Source organism: Vibrio sinus (assembly GCF_023634645.1).
GTDB lineage: Bacteria > Pseudomonadota > Gammaproteobacteria > Enterobacterales > Vibrionaceae > Vibrio > Vibrio sinus.
Genome location: NZ_JAMKMR010000019.1, coordinates 44,448 through 69,368, shown reverse-complemented (window position 1 = coordinate 69,368; position 24,921 = coordinate 44,448). Strand labels below are relative to the sequence as shown.

At 43.0% G+C, this 24,921-nt stretch carries 22 protein-coding genes and 2 pseudogenes; 7 read left to right on the top strand and 17 right to left on the bottom strand.

Annotation, left to right across the window (positions count from 1 at the left end; translation table 11 throughout):
* Positions 1-9: 9 nt before the first annotated feature.
* The 12 genes from tssH to M9194_RS17085 form a co-directional block, all read right to left on the bottom strand.
* Complete coding sequence (tssH, locus tag M9194_RS17140) at positions 10-2,622, bottom strand: type VI secretion system ATPase TssH (RefSeq protein WP_250613910.1); 2,613 nt, start codon at positions 2,620-2,622, stop codon at positions 10-12.
* A 47-nt stretch (positions 2,623-2,669) separates the two neighbouring features.
* Positions 2,670-3,596 (bottom strand): type VI secretion system baseplate subunit TssG, encoded by a 927-nt coding sequence (locus M9194_RS17135; protein WP_250613909.1) that lies wholly within the window; start codon positions 3,594-3,596, stop codon positions 2,670-2,672.
* 29 nt (positions 3,597-3,625) lie between these two features.
* Complete coding sequence (gene tssF, locus M9194_RS17130; protein WP_250613908.1) at positions 3,626-5,377, bottom strand: type VI secretion system baseplate subunit TssF; 1,752 nt, start codon at positions 5,375-5,377, stop codon at positions 3,626-3,628.
* Positions 5,370-5,795, bottom strand: coding sequence for a GPW/gp25 family protein (locus M9194_RS17125; RefSeq protein WP_250613907.1), 426 nt, complete (start codon positions 5,793-5,795; stop codon positions 5,370-5,372). Before M9194_RS17125 ends, tssF begins: the two co-directional genes overlap by 8 nt.
* Positions 5,796-7,190: a type VI secretion system contractile sheath domain-containing protein gene (locus tag M9194_RS17120; protein WP_250613906.1), complete on the bottom strand. Its 1,395-nt coding sequence runs from the start codon at positions 7,188-7,190 to the stop codon at positions 5,796-5,798.
* Positions 7,191-7,239: 49 nt separating this feature from the next.
* The gene (gene tssC, locus M9194_RS17115; protein ID WP_250613905.1) at positions 7,240-8,721 is read right to left on the bottom strand and encodes a type VI secretion system contractile sheath large subunit; all 1,482 of its coding nucleotides are present in this window, start codon (positions 8,719-8,721) and stop codon (positions 7,240-7,242) included.
* The gene (gene tssB, locus M9194_RS17110; RefSeq protein ID WP_250613904.1) at positions 8,721-9,227 is read right to left on the bottom strand and encodes a type VI secretion system contractile sheath small subunit; all 507 of its coding nucleotides are present in this window, start codon (positions 9,225-9,227) and stop codon (positions 8,721-8,723) included. Before tssB ends, tssC begins: the two co-directional genes overlap by 1 nt.
* 21 nt (positions 9,228-9,248) lie before the next feature.
* Complete coding sequence (locus M9194_RS17105) at positions 9,249-9,770, bottom strand: Hcp family type VI secretion system effector (RefSeq protein ID WP_250613903.1); 522 nt, start codon at positions 9,768-9,770, stop codon at positions 9,249-9,251.
* Positions 9,771-9,800: 30 nt separating this feature from the next.
* Positions 9,801-11,147, bottom strand: coding sequence for a type VI secretion system protein TssA (locus tag M9194_RS17100; protein ID WP_250613902.1), 1,347 nt, complete (start codon positions 11,145-11,147; stop codon positions 9,801-9,803).
* Positions 11,148-11,804: 657 nt separating this feature from the next.
* The gene (locus tag M9194_RS17095; protein WP_250613901.1) at positions 11,805-12,107 is read right to left on the bottom strand and encodes a PAAR domain-containing protein; all 303 of its coding nucleotides are present in this window, start codon (positions 12,105-12,107) and stop codon (positions 11,805-11,807) included.
* Positions 12,104-12,682, bottom strand: coding sequence for a DUF6931 family protein (locus M9194_RS17090; RefSeq protein WP_250613900.1), 579 nt, complete (start codon positions 12,680-12,682; stop codon positions 12,104-12,106). The genes M9194_RS17095 and M9194_RS17090 overlap by 4 nt, the downstream gene beginning before the upstream one ends.
* Before the next feature lies 1 nt (position 12,683).
* Complete coding sequence (locus M9194_RS17085) at positions 12,684-14,666, bottom strand: type VI secretion system Vgr family protein (RefSeq protein ID WP_250613899.1); 1,983 nt, start codon at positions 14,664-14,666, stop codon at positions 12,684-12,686.
* Between the two features lie 290 nt (positions 14,667-14,956).
* Here M9194_RS17085 and prpB point away from each other — a divergent pair, with 290 nt between their 5' ends.
* From prpB to M9194_RS17065, 4 genes are all read left to right on the top strand, one after another.
* The gene (gene prpB / locus M9194_RS17080) at positions 14,957-15,850 is read left to right on the top strand and encodes a methylisocitrate lyase (protein WP_250613898.1); all 894 of its coding nucleotides are present in this window, start codon (positions 14,957-14,959) and stop codon (positions 15,848-15,850) included.
* A 70-nt stretch (positions 15,851-15,920) separates the two neighbouring features.
* Positions 15,921-17,045: a bifunctional 2-methylcitrate synthase/citrate synthase gene (prpC, locus tag M9194_RS17075; protein ID WP_250613897.1), complete on the top strand. Its 1,125-nt coding sequence runs from the start codon at positions 15,921-15,923 to the stop codon at positions 17,043-17,045.
* A gap of 37 nt (positions 17,046-17,082) precedes the next feature.
* On the top strand, positions 17,083-18,531 hold the full coding sequence (locus M9194_RS17070) for a bifunctional 2-methylcitrate dehydratase/aconitate hydratase (RefSeq protein ID WP_250613896.1): 1,449 nt from the start codon (positions 17,083-17,085) through the stop codon (positions 18,529-18,531).
* A gap of 95 nt (positions 18,532-18,626) precedes the next feature.
* Entirely contained in the window at positions 18,627-19,097 is a 471-nt protein-coding gene (locus M9194_RS17065) for a GNAT family N-acetyltransferase (RefSeq protein WP_250613895.1), read from the top strand.
* A gap of 1 nt (position 19,098) precedes the next feature.
* On the opposite strand, the gene M9194_RS17060 is transcribed toward M9194_RS17065, so the two are convergent.
* The gene (locus tag M9194_RS17060) at positions 19,099-19,902 is read right to left on the bottom strand and encodes a Cof-type HAD-IIB family hydrolase (protein ID WP_250613894.1); all 804 of its coding nucleotides are present in this window, start codon (positions 19,900-19,902) and stop codon (positions 19,099-19,101) included.
* Between the two features lie 212 nt (positions 19,903-20,114).
* Between M9194_RS17060 and queE the strand changes: the two genes are divergently transcribed.
* Positions 20,115-20,783, top strand: coding sequence for a 7-carboxy-7-deazaguanine synthase QueE (queE, locus tag M9194_RS17055; protein WP_250613893.1), 669 nt, complete (start codon positions 20,115-20,117; stop codon positions 20,781-20,783).
* A gap of 18 nt (positions 20,784-20,801) precedes the next feature.
* Positions 20,802-21,509, top strand: a pseudogene (gene queC, locus M9194_RS17050) (7-cyano-7-deazaguanine synthase QueC); the annotation flags it as partial.
* 89 nt (positions 21,510-21,598) lie between these two features.
* Here queC and M9194_RS17045 read toward each other — a convergent pair.
* Positions 21,599-21,952, bottom strand: a complete 354-nt coding sequence (locus tag M9194_RS17045; RefSeq protein ID WP_250613891.1) for a DUF2750 domain-containing protein — start codon at positions 21,950-21,952, stop codon at positions 21,599-21,601.
* A gap of 61 nt (positions 21,953-22,013) precedes the next feature.
* The gene (locus tag M9194_RS17040) at positions 22,014-23,207 is read right to left on the bottom strand and encodes a class I SAM-dependent methyltransferase (protein WP_250613890.1); all 1,194 of its coding nucleotides are present in this window, start codon (positions 23,205-23,207) and stop codon (positions 22,014-22,016) included.
* 144 nt (positions 23,208-23,351) lie between these two features.
* Here M9194_RS17040 and yccX point away from each other — a divergent pair.
* Positions 23,352-23,624: pseudogene (gene yccX, locus M9194_RS17035) on the top strand (acylphosphatase).
* 25 nt (positions 23,625-23,649) lie between these two features.
* On the opposite strand, the gene M9194_RS17030 reads toward yccX, so the two are convergent.
* Positions 23,650-23,979, bottom strand: coding sequence for a TusE/DsrC/DsvC family sulfur relay protein (locus tag M9194_RS17030; protein WP_250613889.1), 330 nt, complete (start codon positions 23,977-23,979; stop codon positions 23,650-23,652).
* 137 nt (positions 23,980-24,116) lie between these two features.
* Positions 24,117-24,779, bottom strand: coding sequence for a Bax inhibitor-1/YccA family protein (locus M9194_RS17025; protein ID WP_250613888.1), 663 nt, complete (start codon positions 24,777-24,779; stop codon positions 24,117-24,119).
* Between the last annotated feature and the right edge of the window lie 142 nt (positions 24,780-24,921).

Below are 24,921 nucleotides of genomic sequence, written 5' to 3'. Positions count from 1 at the left end.
AGTCCATTTTTAGCTGATATTTAACTCAAAGTCTTCACCGTTGTTTGACGCCGATACAGAAACTTGAGTAATAGGTTCTTTTCGACTTAACCTACCGATACATTCTTCTGCCAGTTTTGGCATTAGAGAGCGGTTAATGATTTGCTCAACGGCCCGGCCTCCCGTGGTTGGGTCGGTGTTTCTCCCTACAACGAATTCAATGAAAGCATCATCCCAGGTAAAGCTTGCTTGATATTGCTCTGCGATTTTTTTCTTGATGCGGTTGAGGGAAATCTCGGTGATTTTGCTCAGTTCGTCATCGTTAAGAGGGTAGTAAGGCACGATAGTTGTACGACCAAGAAACGCAGGCTTAAAGTATCGTTGTAAATCTGGCCTGATGGCTTCTAACAGTTCGTCGTTGTCTACTTTTTCAGAAGCGTCGGCACAAACATCACAAATAGCTTGGTCGGCTGCGTTGGATGTCATAATGATAATGGTGTTTTTGAAATCCACATTGCGACCTTCACTGTCTTTGATGTGGCCTTTATCGAAAATCTGATAGAAGAGATCATGAACACCAGGGTGTGCTTTTTCCATTTCATCTAACAGCAGAACCGAGTAGGGGTTACGGCGTATGGCTTCTGTTAACACGCCGCCTTCACCGAATCCAACATAGCCAGCTGGGGAGCCAAGTAACATAGATATCTTATGCTCCTCCTTAAATTCGGTCATGTTGATGATGGTGAGATCGTTATTACCTCCATACAGTTGCTCGGCCAGCGCCATGGCGGTTTCTGTCTTACCCACACCACTAGGGCCACACATTAAGAATACGCCGATCGGTTTTCTTGCGTCTGTTAGGCCTGCACGCGATATACGAATGGCTTTCGCTAGCTCTTGTTTGGCAACATCTTGACCGATCACTCGTTTGTTAAGTTCTTCTTCCAGAGTGAGCAGTTTTGCGATTTCATCACTCATCATGTTGCCGACAGGGATACCAGTCCAGCTCGCAATGACTTGAGCGATGGTGTTGGCGTCAACCATGGCGTTGACCAGCGGCTCTTCACCTTGCAACTCTTCGAGCTTATCTAACAGCTTATTGAGCTCGTCTTGCTTGGCTTTATCTACATTGCCTTCCAATTGCTGTTCAGTAATTTCTTGTTGAACAAGCTTAACTTGATCAACCAGCTCGACTTCTTTTTCCCATCGTTCTTGAAGCTTTTCCAATGTTGCTTGGTTGGCTTCAAGCTCGCTGGTGATTTCTTTAATTTGCTCAGCACTGTTACTAAATAGCGCTTCTTCTTTTTCCAGTGCGGCTTTTTCATTTTCTTGGTAGCGTATAGTTTGCTCTAAGCTTTCTATGACTTCAGGTTTAGCACCTTGAGTCAAAGCGATGCGAGCACTTGCTGTGTCAAGAAGGCTGATGGCTTTGTCAGGGAGTTGACGGCTTGGTAAATAGCGAATCGATAAATGTACGGCGGCTTCAATGGCGGACTCCGCGATAAAGGCACCATGGTGTTCTTGTAGAGACGCCGCTATACCGCGAAGCATTTGCATTGCATCTTCTGCATTCGGCTCTTCACAAGTCACTAATTGGAAGCGACGAGTCAGCGCTGGATCTTTTTCAAAGTATTTCTTGTACTCAGCCCAAGTTGTCGCGGCTATGGTCTTAAATTCTCCTCGCGCAAGGGCGGGCTTCAGTAGGTTGGCTGCATCATTTTGTCCTGCTGCGCCACCTGCACCAATAAGTGTGTGAGCTTCATCGATGAAAACAATAATAGGTACATCAGAGTTTTTAACCTCATTGATGACGTCTTTTAAGCGATTTTCGAATTCACCTTTTACACTGGCTCCTGCTTGTAGCAGACCAAGATCGAGAGAGTGAATTTGAACTCCCTGAACTGCGCCTGGGACGTCACCTGCAGCGATTCTTAGTGCTAACCCTTCGACAATTGCCGTTTTACCGACACCTGGTTCACCAACGATGATAGGATTGTTTTGTCTTTTACGACAAAGGATATCAATGGCTTTGCGCACTTCGGCGTTTCGCCCTGAGATTGGATCAATTTTGCCATCTAACGCTTGTTGAGTGAGGTTAATGGTGTATTTACTCAGTGCATCATTACCACTTGGGGTCATATCCGCTGATGCGCCAGCACTACCGCCCGTCGATGCTCTAACAATTGGTGTCTTGCTGATAAGACCTTGTAAGGACTCAAGAGAAACGTTTTCTAGGCTCTCTAATTGAAGCGTCTTAACCCCTAGAACATTTTGTTGGATAAGTGCCTGAATGAGGTGCAAGCTTACAATTTGTCCATGACCATAGTTGACCGAGGCTATCATCCAAGCATCTTTTATCAGCTCAGTTAACGCGTGACTTAAAGTAGGCTGTCCTTCGTTGCCTTTGGTTAGCTGCGCTATTTTTGTGGTTAGCTCATTCACTACCGTATCTTGAGAGATCTTTTGTGAGTCGAATAGTGCGACTAATTTTTCGTCGTTTTGGGAAATGAGTTGCAACAACCAATGTTCCACTTCGATAGCTGCCACGCCCTGGTTCATAGCAGCGCCAGCGGAAGACTCAAGCGCTTGCTTTAATTCCGGTGACAGTTTGCCAACTAAATTGGTTAGGGTTACCTGGGTCATATCAATGCTCCTTGTAGCTCGATAAGCTGGTTCGTATTTCTAAGTTGTTATTTAAGCAGTATCTTTACAGTCTCGTTTGGATTTCTTTCAGGAGCTAGACAGTCGACTTCTCCCAATCTTGCGGCTTTTGCGGCGTGCGCAGAAAGCAAAGGGCGTTCTAAGTAAGAACGCTTAACGATTAAATAGATAGATATTGGTGTGTTGTCCCTCAAATAATGCTGAGTGAGCTCGAGCATCGAACTTGCCAATGCCTTGTCAGCTTGGATCTCTTCAAACTCGACTCTTGTTTTCGGGGTGATGAACAATTGAATATGATTGTATTGGGCAAGGCAGGTATTACCGATCAAAAAGCCCTGACCGATTTTACTATTGAAGTGTTCAGCTTGGCCTAGCCGGGTCAGTGAATCCAACGGCAGTTGTCGGCGTTCATGCGTTTTGCACTTAACTTTGGTTGAATACGGAAAATAGTCATTTAAGATTTGATTTAACACACCCAGACTTCGGCTTGGTTTGCTGAGTAGCAAAGCATATTGCAGAAAGTCATACTTGGTGTCTAAGTTGGCAAGGTGATCAAGTAAGCCCACTAAATCTGGCACTTGCTCCTGTTCAAGCAGAAGCCATTTTTTGATGTTTGCTCTGTAAACAATTTCAAAATGACGTTGGTTGAACACATCTAGAAAGTCTTTTAAGGCGTGATCTTCTCGGTGCAGTGCCGCAAGCAATTCTTCAAAGATATAGTTTGGAATGACCCCTTTAGCTCCGGACAAGGCTTCCATCGCCAACCTAAGTTTGGCTTTGTTGTTTTTGAGTGAAAAGTACTGAATTTCTTCAGGATTACCTGTCGGCATGGCCTCAGCTTTTAGCTGTAGCTCGATCTGATTCGGGTTCAGTTTTTTAAAGCGATATAACAGCCTCATCGCCTGAGTAAAATCATATCGTTTTGGTTGTATCGTTAGATCTTTAACAAAACTCATAAAGGGTTACTCGACACTTAGTTCCAATGTTAAAGGCTTTGCTGGCTACCATGGATTTTGGGGTACTCTCTAGCAATGCCATCACGGCCATAGATCCTTATCTTCAGCTGTACGTATCGGTCAAAACTGCAAAACTGTTGGAAAAACCGGTTTAGAACGTCACTAAAAGATAAGTAAGGGCCTGAAGTATCAAGTGTAATTTCTATTTCCGTACCGGGCGAGAAAACGTTCTGGCCCAAAATACGTATAGCAGATACCTGTGACTTAAATGTGACGGTACGAATCATTTGAATTTCACTTGATGGCACTTGCTCTCGACTGCAAAGGCTTAACATCTGCTTGAGCGTATCGGTGGCGTTTTCTGCTTGCAGTAGTGAAGAGAAGTTACAGTTCATCAGGCCAATGAATTGCCAATGTACGTTCTGATCACGTTCTTTTTCTATTGGTGCTGATGGGGGGTAAATGGTTGAGAACTCTCCCGGCAAATCAATACTTTCTTGGCATTCAAGTACACCATCAACGGCACAGGCTTGTTTGCCGTTGGTACATAGTAAGCGAGTGCCATACAGTTTGTTAAATTCTGTCCCTGTTTGCTTGTTTAGAGTAATAGAAACACAGAATTCACCATTGGAATCTTTCTTCGATTGCCAAGAATCTCTTAGTTTGTCGGCGTGATATTTTTCTCTAAATACCGGAGTGAGTATTTTCTCCCCTGTCGGGGTAATTTCGTAGACGTCCAGCACTTCAACAACTTCGATGTAGTTATCACTATGGGAGTCTGCGTTAATGGGAATAGAGAGCTGCCTTTGGTCATAGGTGACGGGCTCACCGGTATGTTCGAATAAATTGATGGCTGGTACGACATTAAGCTTGAATACGTTTTTGTTAAAAAGCCTCATAAACTCAGAAGGGAGTGAGGACATGAACAGGTTGACAACCACTTCAGAAGTATCGAGCGCGGTACAATAATCTTTGAAACCTTTTAGGCGGAAAAACTGCCGCTTTTCTTTAAAGAAGAAAAACTCGCTGAGCAGTTGGTATCCAGAGAATTGGTTACCGTGTTCAGGCAAAAACTTAAAGCTCATGTCGCTGATACGGTTTTTCATCCGTTGGCTATCTACCGTGATGTGATTGACACATTCAATATCAGAGATAGAAATACAGGTCGTATTGCTGAGCATGAGCTCGACCAAAGAATCGGCATTATTTTCAAAACCTTGCACAAAAATATCGAGATCACCGATATCAAGGTGCCTAAAGAGTATTTCAGGATCGCCAGTGGAGAGGGAGATTTGTATGACCGCCGAACTTTGATCGGCTTCTTTTGGCCGGTTGAAGTTAAAGGGTGCGCTCAACGCAGAGATATGCGTAATAAAATAGGGAGCAATATGAAGTTCATCAACGGTGCTAAAGGTACATTCCGTTTCGTTAACCGTGCCGATAAACTGAGAGCCCGAGGGTAGGGTGGCCGTCTCTATAGGTTCATCTTCTGTATGTAACTGCAAATATGCGACACTCGGTACGGTTTGGATATAAGAAGGGTAAAGGACGCCGAGTAATCCGTTGATGACTTCCGGGAGCTGATCAGAAAGCTGCTTAACTACCGTTGCATTAAGCAATGCAACCCCATCCAGTAGTCGCGCCATGTTGGGATCTTCGATTGTCCCCTGATGAATATTCAAGCTTTCAGCATGAGAAGGGTACTCTTGGCCAAATTGACCGAGCGAACGGCGAACGAAAGCCAGCTCTTGTTCATAATACCTTAACAGGGGATCAGTCATAACTATCCTCCTCTAACGTTGCGGCAAGATCATTGAGTGCAATTTTAGATTCAAATACTAACTCGTTTTCACCAAACTCAGAAACAACTGTCGCTAATATATTAAAAGAGATAGAGTTTTCTCCTTGTTTACGTTCGGTAAGCTCAACGGTGACATTGCTAAGTCTTGGTTCAAATGCTGAGATAAGCGTTGATAATCTCACTGCCAACTGGGTGGGTTCGATACTTGCGCTTAGTAATTGTGAGTCTTCGATTCCGAAGCGAAAATTGGAACGGTTTATTTGGGTAAGTCGATCATCGAAGTCGATGAGAGAGGCTTCACTTTCAAACAGTCTCGTCAGGTTGTAACGGATATCATCGATTTCTCGGGGATCTTGGCCTAACTTATTATCAGATAAAAATGTGTTATAAAAACTCATCTATTCTGCCTCATTTAATTCGGTGGTTAATACCACTTCGCCGTTAAAGTAATCGTATTGATATTGAGGCGCGATTCTAAGAGTACAGGCGAAACTTCCAGGTTGGGTGACTGATTCAGTCACGGTCACTTTTGCGAAACTAAGGGGATACCTTGATAATGTTTCTTCAGTTGCAAAGGATACGTTGCTGGAAAACTTCTCAACCCACCGGGTGAGAAAGCTTTCACACTCCGCAGCGCTGTTAAAACTGCCTATCATTTCCCTGACCTGACATTTCAAGTAATGCGCCACACGACAGCACATCATCGTGGTTTGAAGTTGACCGAGTACTTTGTCGTTGTCGCTGCCATTGTTGAGCCAGATAGAGTTGTTCCCATTAAAAAAGTATTTTTCAGTCAAGGGGCTTTTGGTTAGCGGAATAAACCCTTGTTGGGAATAAAATGTGGAGAGCTGGCCAAACAAATTAACGTCCGTGAGTGGAGATTCTAAATATTCACAAGAAAGGTTTTTACTAAGTAAGTTGATCACTGCGCCTTGGCGTTTGCCATTCCACCGAGACTTTAGAAAGCCAAACCAGTTGACTCTATGGTGTTCTCTCATCACGGTTGATAAAAATGGAAACACGGCTTTGCCGTAAAGTCCTGCGCCTGACTCGTTGTAAATAAAGCCTACCTTGGCATTTTTGTAACAACTGCGCATCCGAATATTGGGTAGAACGATACCTAGAAACCTAGCGTAGGACTTTGATCGAACGTCTTGCCAAGCTTCGTAATCTGCGCTGCTAAGGATTTTTTCAATCCGCTCAATATCGGATAACCAATCCGCTTCGTTGTTGACGAAAAAGTTACGACCGGGTGAAATGACCATAGGACATAGCGTGGCTTCACCAAGCTTACCAATGAGTTCTAGGGTGAAAAGATCATCAAAGCTTGCATCGAATTCCATTTCTAATGATATGGAATGCGTAAACGCGATACAGCCAAATGGTGTGCCACCTAATGTATTTAATTCTTTATTGCCAATTTTGTTGTAGAGTGAGCTACTGCGGATGTTGTAGGCTTGGTTGAGATCGTCGGATATTTCATGCCAACTCATATCAATTAATTTCAAGTTGGTCTTTTGGTAGTTAACTGGCAGAGAAGCTAGTCCTTTTAATCCTAACCAGTTACGTTCTAGTCTTTGAAAGTCGGGGTGGTGGAGTATGCTATCTAACTGAGTAGATAGCAGTCGATCAAGTCTGGAAATCAAACGAGCAACCACGGAACGAGCATGAAATGGCCCGTTCAGTATGTTTTCATCCAATTTTGAAAGCAAAGAAAACGCCTCTAACATAAAAGCGTCATCTTTACTGTCTAATTGATTAAAAGCGTCTAACCATTGACTATTTAGCTGCATAGAAAATACGGCCGGATTGCTCCGGCCGTGTCACTGTTAGTTGTAAATATTAACCGCCAGGAATTTTTGCGACCATACGAACCGAAGTAGTAAGCTCTTCGAGTTGTAGCCATGGTCTAAGGTGTGCTACCGCGGAATAGGCACCTGGTTTACCTGGTTGTTCTACGACAGATATGGAAGATTCAGCAAGTGGGGTCTTTGATCTCTGTTCATTACCAATGGCACCGGCATTGGTGTATTGATCGATCCAAGACTGTAGCCTTTGCTTCACATCATCGGCTTCTAGGTTGGAACCCAACCAGTCACGACCCATTACTTTTAGGTAGTGGGCAATACGTCCACTTGCCATGATGTAGGGTAGTCGAGCAGAGATGGCTGCGTTTGAGGTTGCATCTGGGTCCGTATACGTCTTCGGTTTTTGCGTAGTTTGTCCACCAATAAAGACACCGTAATTAGAGGCTTTGTAGTGAACTAAAGGCAAGAAACCTAAGTCACTTAACTCTTTCTCACGTTCATCTGTGAGGTTGACTTCTGTTGGGCATTGTTGAACAAGATCGCCAGCTTCAGTCTTGTAAGTTAAGTTTGGAAGGTTTTCTACTTTACCACCATTGTCTAGGCCACGAATTGCTGTACACCAGCCAAATGCGGTAAAGGCTTGCGTCATTTTTAGTCCTAAGTCATAGGCTGCGTTAGACCAAACTAATTCACCGTTATTCTTAGGTTTCGGATTGCCGTCCATATCAGTATCAAGCTCTTCATAATGGAACAGATCGGTACCGAGTCCTTTTTCGCCGTAAGGCAGGCGAGCCATGCTTCTTGGCAGAGTCAATGTAACGTATCGAGCGTCATCACTTTCGCGAAACGAATTCCATGCAGCATACGCTGGTGAGTCAAACCCAGCAGCGACGGGTTTGTGTTCGTCAAACGTGGTGAAGTCATCGAATTCGAACATTTGAGCATTGGCGGCAGCGATAAAGGGAGAATGGCACGCAGCAGCTACTTCACCCATGTAGCGAAGCAGAGCAACATCTTCGTCTTTTGCGCTAAATTCATAATCACCAATAAATGTGCCATAGGGTTCGCCACCTGCGGTACCAAACTCATCTTGGTACAAGGCGTTGAATAGTGGACTACGATCAATCGCTGGTGCATCTTCAAATTGCTCTAGCAATTCGTCTTGTGAGAAGTCCACCATTTTGATTTTTAGGCTGCTACCTAGCTCACTCTCTTTGACCAGCTTTTGTAAACCGAGCCAAGACCCTTCAAGCTTTTGGAAGTCATCTTGTTGCATCACGGCAGATAACTGCTTGGACAGTTTCTTGTCAATTTCAGAAATAGCATTTTCTATGGTTAAAGTGACGTTCTTGTCCCAAGTCACCGTGCCTGAGAGTGCTTGCTCAGCCAGTACAGAGAAAAGCTCTTTGGTTGTATCAGCAGGGGTTTGAGTGGTCGCGCTGATCGCGCGATCCAAAAAGCTTACTGAGCCTTCTGCAGCTTCCCCTTGTCCTTGGTTTTCGGTTTCTGCACTCATTACTCATCTCCTCCTTCTTTGTTGATTCCAAGCTCATCTGACAAAGCATTGATGGTATCTGCGCTTTGTAGAACTTCTTTTAAGAGCTTTTCTAAATCTCTAGAACGATCAGACTTTGAAAGTAAAGTTTTGAGTTGGTTTCGAGTTTCAACCAGTTTCTTCAACGGTTCTACTTGTTCAACGATGGCTTCTGGTTTGAAGTCTTTCATCGAGTTGAATTTAAGAGCCGCTTCGAACTGGCTGTCATCGTCCGCTAAGACATTGTCCACTTTTAAGGTGAGTTCAGGACCAACACGTTTCATAACCGCATCAAAGTTATCTTTGTCTAGGTTATAAAACGTGCGGTCTTCTAAATCTTCCTTATCTTGCTTATGTCCAGAATAGTCACCAATCACCCCAACAACAAAGGGGAGCTCTTTGGTTTCTAATGCGCCATTAGTTTCCACGTCATAAGTAATACTTACACGGTTTTTACTTACGCGTTTATGTTGGGAGTTTAGTGCCACGGTATTACTCCTTTAATTCAATTAGCTTGCTAATGAAGTTGCTTGTCCTTTAGGTACATCAAAGGCCACTTCTGGTCCTTTCGTGATTTTGCCGCCTTCATCTTCGTAATAGTAAGCTTTTGTGATAGTAGAATAGACTAAACTAACACTCTCGGAAGGTAGAGAACCGTCATTACAACCCATGTTATAACTAGAAACACGTGCTTCAGTTAAGGTAATAAGCATGACAGGGACCATACCTTTACCACCACGGTCTGGCTTACTTACGACGAATTCGACTTTTTTACCTGTGTCACCTGGTGAATATAGGAAAGTAGTGAGGTAAGGAGATGCGCCATCTGCACCGCGAGAAAAGTTAATTTCCCCTAACGCCACCATACCTTGGTCAGCGTTATTGGCGTTACCTACATCGATTCCTACGCCACGAACTGCAGACCATGAAAGCGAATCAATAGCAATTAAGTTTTTCTTACCTCCAATATCTTCGACTGTTGCTGCGCCTTTTGGGGTATAGCCATCAATAGTCATATATAATCCAGCCATATTGTGTTCCTCTTATTAGATTGCAGTTAATTACCATTCAAAACCTGATGAATCATCAGATGGTGAAGGTTCGGATTCTTCAGATGTTGTTTCAGTTGTTCCGAAGTCTGTAGATTTGGTTTGTTCATTGCTACTTGCTGTTGTAAGCGAATCTGGTTGTTCAGCTGATCTTCGCTTTCGAATTGGTGTATCGTGGATAGAGATACTACTTAAATCGACTGTTTCAAGGTTATCCATACCAGTGAGTTGGTTGATATGATTGAGAGAGGAGTTTTCTGAACCCATCATTTCGGAGAAAAGCTCGGGTAGGCTTAAATACCCCCAGCGAATTGCTCTCTCCAATAGAAACGAAATCGGACTGTGCGGCTCGGTTTCTTTGAAATATTCAGAAATTTTTCTCAATTCTTTAAATGCGTGGTCTCTATTTAAAATTTCACCAGGTGCAATGGCTGCGACGGTCACCGTCGCTTGTTCGTTACTTTGAGTGTTCTGTGTCTGATCTGGCTGAGATGAAGTGTCAACTGCGTCAGTGTTATCTGCACTAGGTTGTTCAGTCAGAACGCGGTATTCGTTATCAAGTGGCCAAGGGCGGATTTTCTCTCCAACTAGATATTGAATCGCTTTAATCAGCTCTTCAATATTCCCCTTGATAAAGCGAAAGCTGAGGGCGGTAGCGCCATCTTCATTACATTTTTCAGCGATGGATTTTTCTGATTGCTGAAGGTTTACATAGGCTTCCGATAGTTGAAGTAAAATCTCTCTAGATTCGTTTGAATAAGATGATCTCGCTTGGTCTTTTAACGCGTTGAGTGTGCCGTTTTTCTCGGCCCGTAGATAATCACTGTAGGTGATGTCACCGATTATTGGTAACATTTGCAGAGGAACATAAATGGATGTTGACTCAGGTGTTTCGCCAACAAGCTGCAAAAGGGGCTTAATTCTAAATTCGGCCCATTCTTTAGTGCGACCACCGTCATCGGTAGACTTTAGCTTGTCCTCTGGTGGTTTTGGGTTGAGATCATGCCAATATTTCTCGACCATACCTCTAATAAGGCCAATACTTTGGGCAAGATTTTCGAATGGGGCATTGGTAAACAGTTGGCTAGTGATGAACCAACCTAAGATTTCTAAATCTTTGGTTTTTTTGAGTAAAGCTTCTTCGGTGATGTCTCTTAATTGTCCCCAACTATTGGCGTTATTTTCAAGCAGAGTTTCATCGTTAGATGCATCAGGTGTCTCGACCAACTGACGGAAGGATGATTGAGCAGCATTAAACGCGTTTCTGATTGATCTATAAGCACTTCTATCAAGCTTTAGGTAGCTTCCACAAGGCTCATCGTCTGAAATTGGAGCTAAAAAACTCTCCGTATCTATCATAGATTTCCCGTATTAAATAGTTGAAGTTTAATTATTTTTCTCAGTAAACACTGCTGTACATCAGTTCTTAGCCAAAGCGTAAGCCCTATCAGTAGGTCGCTTGTTCATATCTAGTAGAAATCCATTGAGTGTGTTTAGAGACAGTCACCTAAACCGTGTTCTTAGCATATCCGTGAACGTTACAAGTTATAAAATACAAAATAGAAACAAATTATTAATAGAAAAGTTACAGTGAACAGTATAGCAACGTTTGGATAATTTGAATGTGACTGACAAACTTTATGTGCGGCGCATCATTGTTTGTTATGATCAATTTCATAATTGTGGGAGAATAATCACTGGCCTATCAACTTTTATTGTTAATTAAGCCATCGGATAATAAATATCATAAGAACAAGCCCGCTACCTTTTGATACTTAAAGTAACAGTTGAAGAGAGAAATAGGTGCGCTAAGGTGCTTTTAATATAGCTCTAAATGGTAATAACAGTTATTACTACAATTTGTTAACAATTGGCCTCCTAACGTACTGAAAGTATGAAGCATATGTATTGGTAAAACTGCGAGTCTACTTTCTTTGTATTTTTATGAAATTTTACTCTTAGTGATAAATTACTAAGAGTAAAATTCGCAATGGAGAGGTGGTAGGTTGGCGTTGGTTATCCGCCAATGAGTACCGTTGGCATTCCCGCAACGATCGTTCCGCCATGAGAGGTGGTATCCCCCATGCGGGCGGCAGGTTGACTGGCAAAAAGGACAGTGGCGCTGCCTTTAATTATGGAATCTGGTGGCCCTACACAGGTGCACATGCAACCCATGGTCGCGGCAGGCAAATTTGCTACCAACACGGTTGGAGCGCCTGGAGATATGATAGGCCCTCCCACATGTGGAATCGGGGGGACAGCTGGTGTTTGCATTGGACAAACGTGCATATCGGTTAATCTTGCTGCAGGTAACGTCATGCCTCGACCTCCTTACCATTGCCACCAGCGGCGATATCTAACGCGGTACTGATGGCTTTTTCGTAATATTCTTTTGTTCCATCCCAATGCGGCAAAGCAGCGGCGTGGTTTACTGCGCCAGAAACCGCTTTAGAATACAAATGCGCGTCGGGAAGAACGACTGGGAGATCCGCCGCGACGATACTTCCGGACCCATTCCAAAATACAGCTTGAGCTAGCCATGAGGGACCACAATTTTGCTCTAATCGATTCGCAAATAGCTCGGCTTTTCGTCTGAGTTCCTCACTAGGACTTTTTACCCAATCACGTGCGGTGTTCACGCATTGCATTTGAATAGGGGACCAGACATCGCTGCGCATGTCAAGGCAAAGCGAAGCCCACCAGATAGACTCTCGAACCGGTAACCCGTGGGCAAGAAACTGGATAAGATCAAAATTCAGCTCAGCCTGTTTAAGGCTCTCAATAGATTCGGGCGCTGACATATCTTCAGTGATTAGAGCAACGGCATCCTCCGAGGCTTTAAAGCGATTCAATATTTGTAGACCAGACTTGTACGGTATCTTTTTATATATCATGTTAGTTAACCTTAACTATAGCGCCTTTAAGCTCTCCTAAAACACCGCCATCAAAAGTGCCTTTTAGCCCAGATTTGAATTCTGCACTGAGTTGTCCTTGAGCGCTTAAGGTAGTTTGTGCATCAATAGTGATACTCAATCCTTTAATCGAGTTAGAGGTTTGTGCCTCTAGTGCGGTTGTTGCACCAGAAATTTTGTTCGAAGATGTCGCTTTACTTTCAACGGTAACGCCTTGCATGCTAAGCGCGTTACTGGCTTTGATATCTATACTCGTTGCTTCTATTGCAATGGATGAGGTTGACATGGTTATTTTGCTCGAGCCTACTTTTAGCTCAATGGAGCTATCGGCCTCAATCGTAATATTTTGCGCTTTTTCAGTAATATCTTTGCTAGAGGTTAGGGAGTAATTATCTTCGGTAGAGATAGTCATTTGTTTGGTGACGCTCTGCTGATATTCACCTTTGATAGTGTCGGTCTGGTTGTTGTCTATCTCTTGTGTTAAGTCTTTGGTCGCGTGCAAATACACCAATTCATTGTCTTTTTTATCATCAAAATACAGCTCGTTGCTCACACCTTGTAATTTAGTGCTCATACCCGTTTTGGTCGTATTTGCTTCTGCATACGGCGGGGCGTTTTTGCTGTTGTATACACTGCCTGTGATGATAGGTTGGTCTGGATCACCATCGATAAAAGCGACCAACACTTCATGGCCGACGCGTGGGACAAACTGAGTACCATAACTGCTGCCGGCCATCATCTGTGCAACCCTTACATAACAACTGGTTTTGTCGCCACTGGCCTCAGTGTCCCAGTGAAATTGTATTCTAACTCGACCTTGTTCATCTTGGTTAATATCCCCCGCTGTAGAACCAGCAACAACGGCACTTTGCAGTCCGTGCACCCGCTGTTTAGGTAACACATCAGGGTAGTGTGGGGTAGAGGTTGAAATCAGTTCGACTTCACTAGTGCAGTTGTTATTTTGGTCGTAGTTCGTCGTCATTTTGGTCACCAAAAAGTCACCAAGCTGAGATTTGTCCAGATGACTGCTTAGAGAGAACCAAGTACCCACATAAAAGTAATCATTTTGGGAAGTGGCTTTAACTTGGCTATAGCACTGCTCTATGTGCTCAATTCTTCTTTTTACCAAGTTGCTTGCTAAATCCGTCATATCGCCAGTGATGCCTAGCGTGGGATAATGTAAAGCGGTGAGTTTGGAGTTATTACCCACAGAGTTGCTTGATTTACTCGCTTTACTTGAGACCAATTTTGTTTGAGAGTAGTCATAGGCAGTGAGTTCGATGCTGACACCATGAAAATCGGACATTGGCATCCACTTTTCAATAAGAGGGTTGGAGCCCGTCCTGGTTTCTGTCATATCGAACTTGGCAACATCTGATTTACTAAATGGGTTTTTTGCGTCCTGTAACACCAAGGTATGGTCACCATCACTGTGCTCGAAAAAATAGTGAATACCTTCTTCTGACAATAGTCTAGAAACAAAGTCAAAATCTGATTCGTTATATTGCAAGCAATACTCTCGCTTGGTCGAAGGTAAGCTATTGACTTTGAAAGAACCACTAAAGCCTGCATTGGTAAAGATGTCTGAGACGATGTCTTTCGTTGATTTCGTTTGATATACGCGAAAAGCGTGAGTTTGAGTGAGTAACCATAGCCAAGGTCGAAGAATGATCTCATAGCTGGTGTATTGCAAAGTAGAGTCTAAGCCAGTTTGTTGAATATGCGTGATGACACCGTTGTAGCTTCTAGAGAGTTTTAAACTGCCGGATTCGTTGTCATATCGATTAACGGTAAGTTTTTGCCCTATCTGAGAGCTGACTTCAAATGTACTCGACACTAAAGTGAGCTTGATTTCAAAGGGTTTCGATAGTTCTTCAGTGACAGTAAACTCTGTAACACTGTGTTCTTTCCCTTTGTAATCTTTAGCAGAAATGGAACTGGCTGAAGCGGTATACCTATCAGACATACATATATCCTAACTGTTACTTACGATCGCTAAATTTCATTTTATTAACCAGTCAAGTGACTGATTAAGTAACAAACACGTGTAGATTTAAAGACTTAATTCGCTTTCTCTATATAAAGGTAATCCATTTTTGCATTCAAAATGTAAGTTTGCTGGTTTTGAAGTCGATTAGTGTGATGTATCAAGCAATTCTCCGCTTGATCAGATTATCCAGCCACGCTTTAGAATGCACAGCTCGAAATAAAAGATTAGCCTAGCTCATTCCACATACAAGTGAAAGGAGTAATGGTATGGGACTCAGTCCAGGAGACAAGTTTAGAAAAGAAATTGAAAATAACGATCTGGTACAAATTGTCGGTACGGTAAATCCGTACTGTGCCATGATGGCAAAGAATGTAGGTCATAAGGCCATCTATCTATCTGGTGGTGGGGTGGCCAATGCATCATATGGCGTGCCAGATCTTGGCATCACGACGCTCAATGATGTGCTTACAGATGTAAATCGTATAACCAACGCATGTGACTTACCTTTGTTGGTAGATATCGATACGGGCTTCGGAGGTACGTTTAGTATCGCGAGGACCATTAGAGAGATGGAAAAAAGTGGTGTTGCAGCCGTTCATATAGAGGACCAAGTTAGCCAAAAGCGTTGTGGCCATCGACCAAACAAAGCGCTGGTTCCTGCTGAAGAAATGTGCGACCGCATTAAATCTGCTGTTGATGCAAGAGTCGATGAGAGCTTTGTTATTATGGCTCGAACGGATGCCTTGTCCGTTGAAGGGTTCGATAAAATGGTGCAAAGGGCCATTTCCTACATAGAAAATGGCGCAGATATGCTCTTTCCAGAAGCCATGACTTCTTTAGAGCAATATCAAATTTTTTCTCAAGAGGTTGACGCTGCTCTCGGAAAACATGTCCCAATACTCGCCAATATCACAGAATTTGGTCAAACACCTTTATATGATCGTCAGCAACTCATTTCATGTGGTGTAAATATGGCGTTATATCCGCTGAGTGCATTTCGTGCCATGAACAAAGCGGCAGAAAATATCTATCAGCAGTTGCTCTCAACAGGAACTCAGCAACACCTACTCAAAGACATGCAAACTCGCGAAGAGTTATACCAGCACCTGAATTATCACCAATATGAACAAACATTAGACGATTTGTTCTCTAACAAGTAATGCCCAAAGTCTACTGATAACAATTCGAATAAAACACTATCTTATTAACTTCTAAGTGAAGGAGTTTTACATGGAACAAGGACATAAAAGTACAGGCCTACGTGGACAAACGGCTGGAACAACAGCCTTATGTACTGTTGGTCAATCTGGAACCGGACTTACGTATCGTGGGTATGATATTGCCGACTTAGCCAAATACGCTGAATTTGAAGAAGTGGCATACTTACTGTTACGTGGTCACTTACCCAATGAATCTGAGTTAGCCCAATACAAGCAAAAGCTTAAATCGTTAAGAGGTTTACCTGACGTACTTAAAAGCGTGCTAGAAAACCTTCCTGCTAACTCTCACCCTATGGATGTACTGAGAACGTCTTGCTCAGTGTTAGGTAACCTTGAACAAGAAACCTCTTTTTCAGATCAAGTCGATCACGTAGAAAGAATGTTATCTGTATTCCCAGCCGCGGTTACTTACTGGTATCGATATACGCATGATGGTGTGAAAATTGATACAGAAGACCAGACAGAAGATGGAATTGCAGGGTATTTCCTTAACCTACTTTCTGGAGACAAGCCATCAGAGCTGTTTAAACAGGTGATGAACTGCTCACTGATTCTATACGCTGAGCATGAGTTTAACGCCTCAACATTTGCCGCGCGTGTTTGTGCATCAACATTGTCCGATATTCATTCGTGTGTCACAGCTGCGATAGGGACGCTCCGCGGCAATTTGCATGGCGGCGCGAATGAAGCTGCAATGGCGATGATCGAGGATTGGAAAACACCAGATGAAGCTGAGGCAAACATTCTTGGCATGTTGTCTCGTAAAGAAAAGATCATGGGATTTGGCCACGCAATATATAAAGAGTCTGATCCGCGAAATGAGCTAATCAAATACTGGTCTGAAAAGCTATCACAACATGTGGGCGATCAGTCTCTTTACGCCGTATCAGAAAGAGTAGAAGCGGTGATGAAAAGGGAAAAAGGCTTGTTCTGCAATGCGGATTTTTTCCATGCGTCTGCTTATCACTTTATGGATATCCCAACTAAACTATTCACGCCAATTTTTGTGATGAGTCGTGTAACAGGCTGGGCGGCACATATCTTTGAACAACGAGAAAATAACCGAATTATTCGACCAAGCGCCGAATATATTGGTCCAAGCCTGCAAGCATGGACACCAATAGAAAATAGATAGTTAAAAATAGATAGTTCAAAACGTGAAGGAAAAACCTGTGTACCAAAATGTTGATGAAAATGTGCGGCCGTCTCCTGATCAACTGTTAGTTGATATTGCCGACTATGTGATGGACAGCGAAATCTGTTCCGAAGAAGCTTTTAATACCGCGCGTAACTGTCTAATCGATGCCATTGGTTGTGGCATCTTGGCCCTAAAATTTCCAGAATGTACAAAACATTTGGGGCCAATCGTGCCAGGTACAACAGTGCAGTATGGGTGTAGCGTACCGGGAACCAGCTACAAACTGGACCCGGTAACAGGGGCATTTAATATCGGATGTATGATTCGATGGTTAGATTTCAATGACACATGGCTGGCGGCAGAGTGGGGACACCCTTCGGATAACCTTGGAGCGATTCTTGCCGTTGCTGACTACGTAAGCCAGCTATCCTTGTCTAAAGGCGAAAACCCATTAACCATGAAAGACGTTCTTGTCGCAATGATTAAGGCCTATGAAATTCAGGGCATCTTAGCATTGGAGAACAGTTATAATCGCGTCGGACTTGATCATGTCTTGCTGGTGAGAGTGGCCTCTGTTGCAGTGGTAACCAAGATGCTTGGTGGTAACCGCGAACAGGTGATTAACGCGTTAACACAAGCTTGGGTTGATGGTTGTTCGTTAAGAACATATCGTCATGCGCCAAATGCGGGGTCGCGTAAGTCGTGGGCAGCTGGTGATGCAACATCACGCGCTGTTCGCCTTGCTATGATTACCCTAAAGGGTGAGATGGGCATTCCATCAGTGCTGTCGGCACCAAAATGGGGCTTTTACGATGTTCAGTTTGATGGCAAGCCGTTCAAGGTTGAGCGAGCGTACTCAAGCTATGTGATGGAAAATATCTTACTGAAGATATCCTATCCTGCTGAATTCCATTCACAAACGGCTGTAGAGTGTGCGGTGAAACTCCATCCAGAAGTGAAAGATAAACTCCACTTAATTGACAAAATAGTCATAAAAACTCATGAGTCCGCGATTCGAATCATTTCCAAACAAGGGGCTCTGAACAACCCAGCCGATCGTGATCACTGTCTGCAATACATGGTGGCTGTACCGCTTATGCTAGGTACACTTACTGCTGACCATTATGAAGACGACTTCCACAGTGCTAATCCGCTTATCGATGAACTTAGAGATAAGATACACGTCGTTGAAGAAGAGCGTTATAGCCGAGAATATCTTGAAGCAGACAAGCGCTCTATCGCCAATGCGATTCAAGTGTTCTTTACTGATGGCTCATCTACTGAAGAAGTCAGTGTTGAGTACCCAATTGGGCATCGACGGAGAAGAGAAGAGGGCATTCCTGTACTAGAGAACAAGCTGCAGACAAACCTTTCTACCTTGTATCCGGCACAGGTTGTGGATCAAATCATGCGTGTATGTAAGAATCACGAAGAATTTGAAGCATTACCCGTCAATGAATTCTTGTCAATGTTCACGACGTAATATCGGTTGATTCCGTTTCTAGGGCCGTTAATATTAGGGGACATTCCCAATGTTAATGGCCTTTAGGTTTTAGCGGAACCTAACTTGGAACTCACATGCTTTTTACTATTCTATCTGCCCAGCCGACTGACTTAGATCAACTGAACAATCTTATGTACGATCTTCACCAAGAGCACCATGCTCAATGCCCAGAGCACTTTAAGTCTGCCGATGAGGTGGTGAAAGAAAAAAGTATTGCATCCTATTTGAATAACCCAGAGTGCGTTATTTTTGTTGCAAAAGAACAAAGTCAAATTGTTGGGTTTATAACTGGACATTTTTGTGAATTAGTGTCTGAAGTGAGTAAACCTGTGCAAATGGGCAGTATCGATGAGCTCTATGTAAAAACGGACTATCGAAATCTTGGTGTGGCAAAAGCTTTAGTAGAAAAACTAGAAGAGCGCTTTGAAGAATATGGGGTAAAACAGGTATTTGTTGAAGTGTGGGAGTTTAACCAAACCGCCCAGCACTTCTACGATAAGTTACAGTTTTCTGGTCACATTCGATGGCTCAGAAAAGCGTTGTAACCTAAAGAACAAACTTCTCAATGACGCTTGCCACGCCGTCCTGTTCATTGGTTAACGTAATATAGTCAGCCACCTCTTTCGTTGAGTCCATTGCATTACCCATTGCCACTCCTAACCCTGCCAACTCAATCATATGGTTATCGTTTTCAGCATCGCCGACTGCGATCATTTGATGTATGTCGATTCCAGTGTGATTTGAAATGGCTTGCAGTGCAAAGCCCTTACTGCTTTTTGGATTTAGAAACTCTAGAAAATGGCGTGAACTACGAACAACGTTGTATGTTTTCTTAAACGATTCAGGAATCTGGGGTATCGCATTGGTTAGTTTGCTTTCATCATCAACAATCATAGCTTTGATGATTGGATGCTCGTCTTCTAAAGCGTCAAAATCAACTTCCGTGACTTTTATACCATTCACTCTGGCCTCGATTTGAGAGTAGGGGTTCTCTTTAGGGGTGATAGCGCCTTGTGTCAAACTGAATGCGTGACAATGTAACTTTAATTGCTCAGCCAGAGCATGGACTTCCTTTGCATTTTTACCAGAAAGTATTTGTTGGTAAATCACTTCACCTGATCCGAGCTCAGTGACTAAACTGCCATTGTAATGCACCACAAACTGGTTATCTCCTTGAATACCAAGTTGTTCAAGGTATGGCAGCATGCCTTCTAGTGGCCGTCCCGAAGCGAGAACGAATTTGACTCCAATCGATTGAGCACGACTAATGGCGTCTTTGGTACGTTGAGAGATTTCCTTTCGTTCGTTGAGGAGCGTTCCATCCATATCGAGGGCAACTAGCTTATACATAACTTCTCCGCTATTTTGTCCTGCTGTACCTCATTTACTCTAGGAGCAGGGCTCGGAATAAATGGGATATAACCAGGATAATTGGCTAAAATAGGATACTGCTCTAACGAGTTTAATGATTTTGCTAGCATTTAACAGATAAATTTGACCTCAGGCGTGTACTCCTTTATGGTCACGTTTCTCAAGATTGTGTGATTAGGATCGGCAGAAAATTGTATAAGATTAATGAGATGTTTCAGACTATTCAAGGAGAAGGAAACTTCACTGGAGTTCCGTCCGTATTTGTGCGGATGCAGGGTTGCCCTGTGGGTTGTGCTTGGTGCGACACTAAGCAAACATGGGACGCTGATCCTAAAGATGCCAGTACATTTGAATCAGTCTTAAACAAAACCCAAGATGGGCCTTTGTGGGCGAGTGTGAGTGCAGAAGATATCATTAATGCCTATCGAGAAGCTGGGTACAGTGCGAAACACATTGTTATCACTGGTGGTGAGCCTTGCACCTATGACTTAACATTGTTAACAGAAGCGTTTGAAAATATTGGTTGTCGATGCCAAATAGAAACCAGTGGTACATCTGAAATTCGTGCCACCGCCAATACATGGGTGACAGTGTCACCTAAGATCGCGATGAAAGGTAAACTACCGGTGCTAACCAGCGCTATGGAGCGCGCAGATGAAATCAAACATCCTGTCGCCACGTCCAAAGATATCGATCAGTTGGATGAGTTGATATCTCGCTCAAAGCTAAAAGATAATGTGGACATTGCGCTGCAACCCATTAGTCAAAAAGATAGAGCGACTAAATTGTGCATAGACACATGCATTGAAAGAAATTGGCGTTTGTCTATTCAAACACATAAGTATTTGAATATTGCGTAAGCCAATAAAAACGTTAGGAATTCGAAAATGAACAAAGCGGTTGTTGTCTTTAGTGGGGGGCAAGATTCCACTACTTGCCTAGTCAAAGCATTAGAAGAGTACGATGAAGTACATGCCATTACATTTGATTATGGACAGAGACATAAGTTAGAGATTGAAGTCGCTAAAAATATTGCCGTAGAGCTTGGCGTTTCAGCGCATAAAATCATGGACGTTAACTTGCTCGGTGAATTGGCGGCGAGCTCGTTAACGCGTGAAAATATAGAAGTGTCCCATGAGCTGCAAGAAAATGGTTTCTTAAATACCTTTGTGCCAGGAAGGAACATTATGTTTCTGACATTGGCGGGTATTTACGCTTATCAAATTGGTGCAGATACGGTCATTACAGGCGTATGTGAAACAGACTTTTCCGGTTACCCAGATTGTAGAGATGAATTTGTAAAGGCGATGAACTCCGCCCTTGTCCTTGGTATGGATAAGAAACTGGATATTAAAACGCCTTTGATGTGGCTAGATAAAGCAGAGACATGGGCGTTAGCGGATCAATATCAAGCTTTGTCTTACGTTAGAGAAAAAACCTTAACGTGCTACAACGGCGTAGTTGGAGATGGTTGTGGAGAATGTCCAGCGTGCGGCCTAAGAAAAGCTGGCTTGGACAATTATCTTAGTAACCGCGAGTCAATTAGCGCGGAAGTCAAAAGAAAGCAAGCTCAGGGCGAAGCGTAAATCGCCCAGTAAAAAGCCAACAGCAGAATTGATCAGCGGTTGGCTTTTTAGTAGCAAGATTCGAGTTGCTGTTATTCAGCGTACATTAGTTATTCGGCGTACATTTTAGCGAGCTCTTCCGGCTCAACTTCTTTACCATCTAACTGAGCATTCCAGTTGGTTCCAATCAGCACGCCATCTTCCGCTAGGGTAAGAAGCCAATCTTCAACAAAGATGTCTAGTGGAATTTCCAAAACGTCAAATTCTTCCCACTCTTCGACATTGTGTGTCTCGGCGTCTGCCTTGTTAGACCAAAAAGGCATGACTTCACTGTTTTCGAACTCAGTGGACTCGCAAGATAGCCAACCTTCTTCATTTCGTAGACCCCAGACTAGCTGGGTAGATTTGCTCTCTTGGACAAACAGTTCTAGGTTTGCCTGGGTATCTTCGGTAAGTTTACTCATGGTATTTCTCTTTATTTACCCTTTACATAAACAACAGTAGCAGGGTTGGTATACAAAAACATTACAAGACTTTGCAAGCAAAACCTTTTAAGTAGAAACCTTCGGGATATGCGCTATCGGTAACATGATCGGCGGCTTGTTCGAATCGTTCAACAAACTTTACGCTGCGATTGGCGTCAAGGGCCGCGTCTGCGATGATTTTTTGGAATAAATTGGCATCCATCAAACCAGAGCAAGAGTAGGTAAGCAACGTACCACCGGGTTTTAAAATTTGCATGGCTAACATGTTGATGTCTTTATAGCCTTTCGCGCCAGAGGTCAGGTTTTGTTTACTGGAGACGAACTTTGGCGGGTCCATAATAACAACATCAAACTGAGTGCCTTGGTCACGGTACTCTCTCAATACTTGGAATACATCAGCATTTAAAAATACTGCACGTTTTTTCGAAATATCAAAATTGTTTGCTAATGCATTTTGCTTGGCAATATCTAAGGCTGGTTGGGAAACATCAACATTGATCACGCGTTTCGCTTCGCCTTTCAGCGCGTAAAGGCCAAAAGCACCTGTATACGAGAAGCAATTAAGTACCTCTTTATTATTGACGTACTTCATTGACTCTAAACGACTATCCCGTTGGTCGAGATAGAACCCAGTTTTATGGCCTTGTTTGATATCAACGAGAATTTTTAAATCGTTTTCATTGATCGATTGTAGCTCGTCTGGAGATTGTCCGTGCAAAACGCCCGTGCGCTCTTCAAGGCCTTCCTTTTTCCGCACTGCAACGTCGGAACGTTCGTAAACGTTACAATCTGGAAACACAGCTATCAATGCTTGAACTAGGGCGTCTTTTTGGTACTCAGCACCTGCACTGAGTAACTGACAAACCAAGAAGCTATCATACTTATCGATGGTGATACCTGGCAAACCATCTGATTCAGCGGCAATTAAACGAAAGCCTGTCAGGTTTGAGCGTGCAATTGTTTCTTGTCGAATCAAATAGGCATCTCGAATGCGTTTTTCGAAAAATTGTGCATTAACGGCTTCGTTTTTATCGAAAGTCCAGATTCTCGCTCGTATTTGTGAGTGTGGTGAGTATGCCGCGCGCGCTAACCATTCACCTTTGTGAGATAAGACGTCTATGGTTTCACCAAGTTGTGGATCTCCATCTATTCTGTCTATTCCGCGCGAAAATATCCAAGGGTGTTTTCTACGTACGGATTTGTCGCGTCCTTTAGCTAGGTGAATCGCTGGCATTTCTATTCTCTAATCAACTTTCAGAAAGGGCGCCATTGTCCTGTAACTGATCCCAAAATGCAATGTAATCCGTAGAAATCAATAGACTCGGTACTTTGGCCGAAGATACTATTTTAATTCACTGATCGTTTAGAGGTGAAGAAGATGGTTAAGAAGTGTGAAAAATTTACGGTTTCTGGGATCGTTTAAGGAGTAGGCTTTCGATATCATACTGCGCATCAAGGCATGGTTCATGGCCTAACTGGGTATGCGAAAAATCTCAATGATGGAGATGTTGAAGTTGTAGTCTGTGGAGAAGAAGATCAGATCAACCAAATGGCAGAGTGGTTAAATGACGGTCCTAGGACTGCTACGGTTGATAATGTTTTAAGAGTGGATACAGAATTTAAACAATATAAGGGTTTTGAAATACTGTAGCGCTTCGCGCTACAGTAGATAGTTTTTATAAGCACTTAACAGGTTTAGGTAGACCAGCAAGCTTCGTTGCTTGTTTTGCCGGTCCTTTTTTAAATAACTTGAATAAATACTTACTGTTGCCTTTTTCTGGCCCATGGGCTTTTTCCATTGCTTTCACGAGCATTCTAACCGCTGGCGAGGTATTAAACTCTTCATAAAAATCACGCACAAAGTGAACCACTTCCAAATGTGCGTCAGTTAATTCTATGCCTTCTTCTTGAGCAAGGACGGCAATCATGCCTTCTTCCCATTCTTTGTGATTGAGTAAATAGCCCTGAGAATCTGTTTGAATTTGTTTGCCGTTATAAATAAACATTACTTTTAAATTACGGATGGTACGTTTTACGTATAAGGGTACGAGTAGGGGAAGTAAATCTCAATAGGGTGGAAAGAAAAAAAGCCTGACTAGATAACCAGTCAGGCTTTTACATGGTTCTATTTTAACTTGTTTACTTAGTCTCGAGTTAGACCAAGAATGCTTAGTAAGCTAATAAAGATGTTGTAGATGGATACAAACAAAGTAATCGTTGCTGAGATATAGTTTGTTTCTCCGCCGCGAATGATACCTTGCGTTGTGTACAAAATCGCTAACGTTGAGAAGATGATAAACAAACTACTCAATACTAAGTGAAGTGTGGTGGACTGAAGGAAAATACTGGCAATCATACCCACAATTAACACCACAAATAGCGACATGATCAAACCACCGAGCATGGATAGGTCACGTTTAGTTGTCAACGCATACGCAGATGCACCAATAAACGCCAAACCTGTACCGCCTAATGCTGTTAGGACGATATCACCCATACCTGCACCGATATACATGTTGATCAGTGGGCCAACGGTATAGCCTAAGAATCCGGTAAATAGGAAGGTAAATACCAGTCCCATTCCGTTATTGCGGTTTTTCTCTGTTAAGAAAAGCAAACCATAAAAACCAACCAGCATAATAATGATGCCAGGGCTAGGAAGGTTTAATGCCATTGTGACACCCGCTACCATTGCAGACCAAAGTAGCGTTATGGCGAGAAGCGCATAAGTATTGCGCAAAACTTTATTTGTCTGTAATGCACTTTGCTGCTGGCTTGAAGTGCGAGTATACATCGGACTAGTCATAATCTTCCTCGTTAAAGGTGTTCCTATATAATTATGTACATTTATGGGGCTGAAAGTTCAGAAAATCAAGTCTTTTATGAAAACGGGTGATCGTAATGTGTAACACGATATAACATTTTCAAGCCTGATTTCCTGCACTTCA

Excerpts from the sequence above, each read along its gene's own strand:
- M9194_RS17120 (WP_250613906.1), bottom strand. The coding sequence starts at position 7,190 with ATGCAGCTAAATAGTCAATGGTTAGACGCTTTTAATCAATTAGACAGT.
- M9194_RS17105 (WP_250613903.1), bottom strand. The coding sequence starts at position 9,770 with ATGGCTGGATTATATATGACTATTGATGGCTATACCCCAAAAGGCGCA.
- M9194_RS17060 (WP_250613894.1), bottom strand. The coding sequence starts at position 19,902 with ATGTATAAGCTAGTTGCCCTCGATATGGATGGAACGCTCCTCAACGAA.
- M9194_RS17100 (WP_250613902.1), bottom strand. The coding sequence starts at position 11,147 with ATGATAGATACGGAGAGTTTTTTAGCTCCAATTTCAGACGATGAGCCT.
- M9194_RS17045 (WP_250613891.1), bottom strand. The coding sequence starts at position 21,952 with ATGAGTAAACTTACCGAAGATACCCAGGCAAACCTAGAACTGTTTGTC.
- M9194_RS17095 (WP_250613901.1), bottom strand. The coding sequence starts at position 12,107 with ATGACGTTACCTGCAGCAAGATTAACCGATATGCACGTTTGTCCAATG.
- tssC (WP_250613905.1), bottom strand. The coding sequence starts at position 8,721 with ATGAGTGCAGAAACCGAAAACCAAGGACAAGGGGAAGCTGCAGAAGGC.
- M9194_RS17065 (WP_250613895.1), top strand. The coding sequence starts at position 18,627 with ATGCTTTTTACTATTCTATCTGCCCAGCCGACTGACTTAGATCAACTG.
- prpC (WP_250613897.1), top strand. The coding sequence starts at position 15,921 with ATGGAACAAGGACATAAAAGTACAGGCCTACGTGGACAAACGGCTGGA.
- tssH (WP_250613910.1), bottom strand. The coding sequence starts at position 2,622 with ATGACCCAGGTAACCCTAACCAATTTAGTTGGCAAACTGTCACCGGAA.
- M9194_RS17030 (WP_250613889.1), bottom strand. The coding sequence starts at position 23,979 with ATGTTTATTTATAACGGCAAACAAATTCAAACAGATTCTCAGGGCTAT.
- M9194_RS17090 (WP_250613900.1), bottom strand. The coding sequence starts at position 12,682 with ATGATATATAAAAAGATACCGTACAAGTCTGGTCTACAAATATTGAAT.
- M9194_RS17085 (WP_250613899.1), bottom strand. The coding sequence starts at position 14,666 with ATGTCTGATAGGTATACCGCTTCAGCCAGTTCCATTTCTGCTAAAGAT.
- M9194_RS17125 (WP_250613907.1), bottom strand. The coding sequence starts at position 5,795 with ATGAGTTTTTATAACACATTTTTATCTGATAATAAGTTAGGCCAAGAT.
- M9194_RS17025 (WP_250613888.1), bottom strand. The coding sequence starts at position 24,779 with ATGACTAGTCCGATGTATACTCGCACTTCAAGCCAGCAGCAAAGTGCA.
- tssF (WP_250613908.1), bottom strand. The coding sequence starts at position 5,377 with ATGACTGATCCCCTGTTAAGGTATTATGAACAAGAGCTGGCTTTCGTT.
- M9194_RS17135 (WP_250613909.1), bottom strand. The coding sequence starts at position 3,596 with ATGAGTTTTGTTAAAGATCTAACGATACAACCAAAACGATATGATTTT.
- prpB (WP_250613898.1), top strand. The coding sequence starts at position 14,957 with ATGGGACTCAGTCCAGGAGACAAGTTTAGAAAAGAAATTGAAAATAAC.
- M9194_RS17040 (WP_250613890.1), bottom strand. The coding sequence starts at position 23,207 with ATGCCAGCGATTCACCTAGCTAAAGGACGCGACAAATCCGTACGTAGA.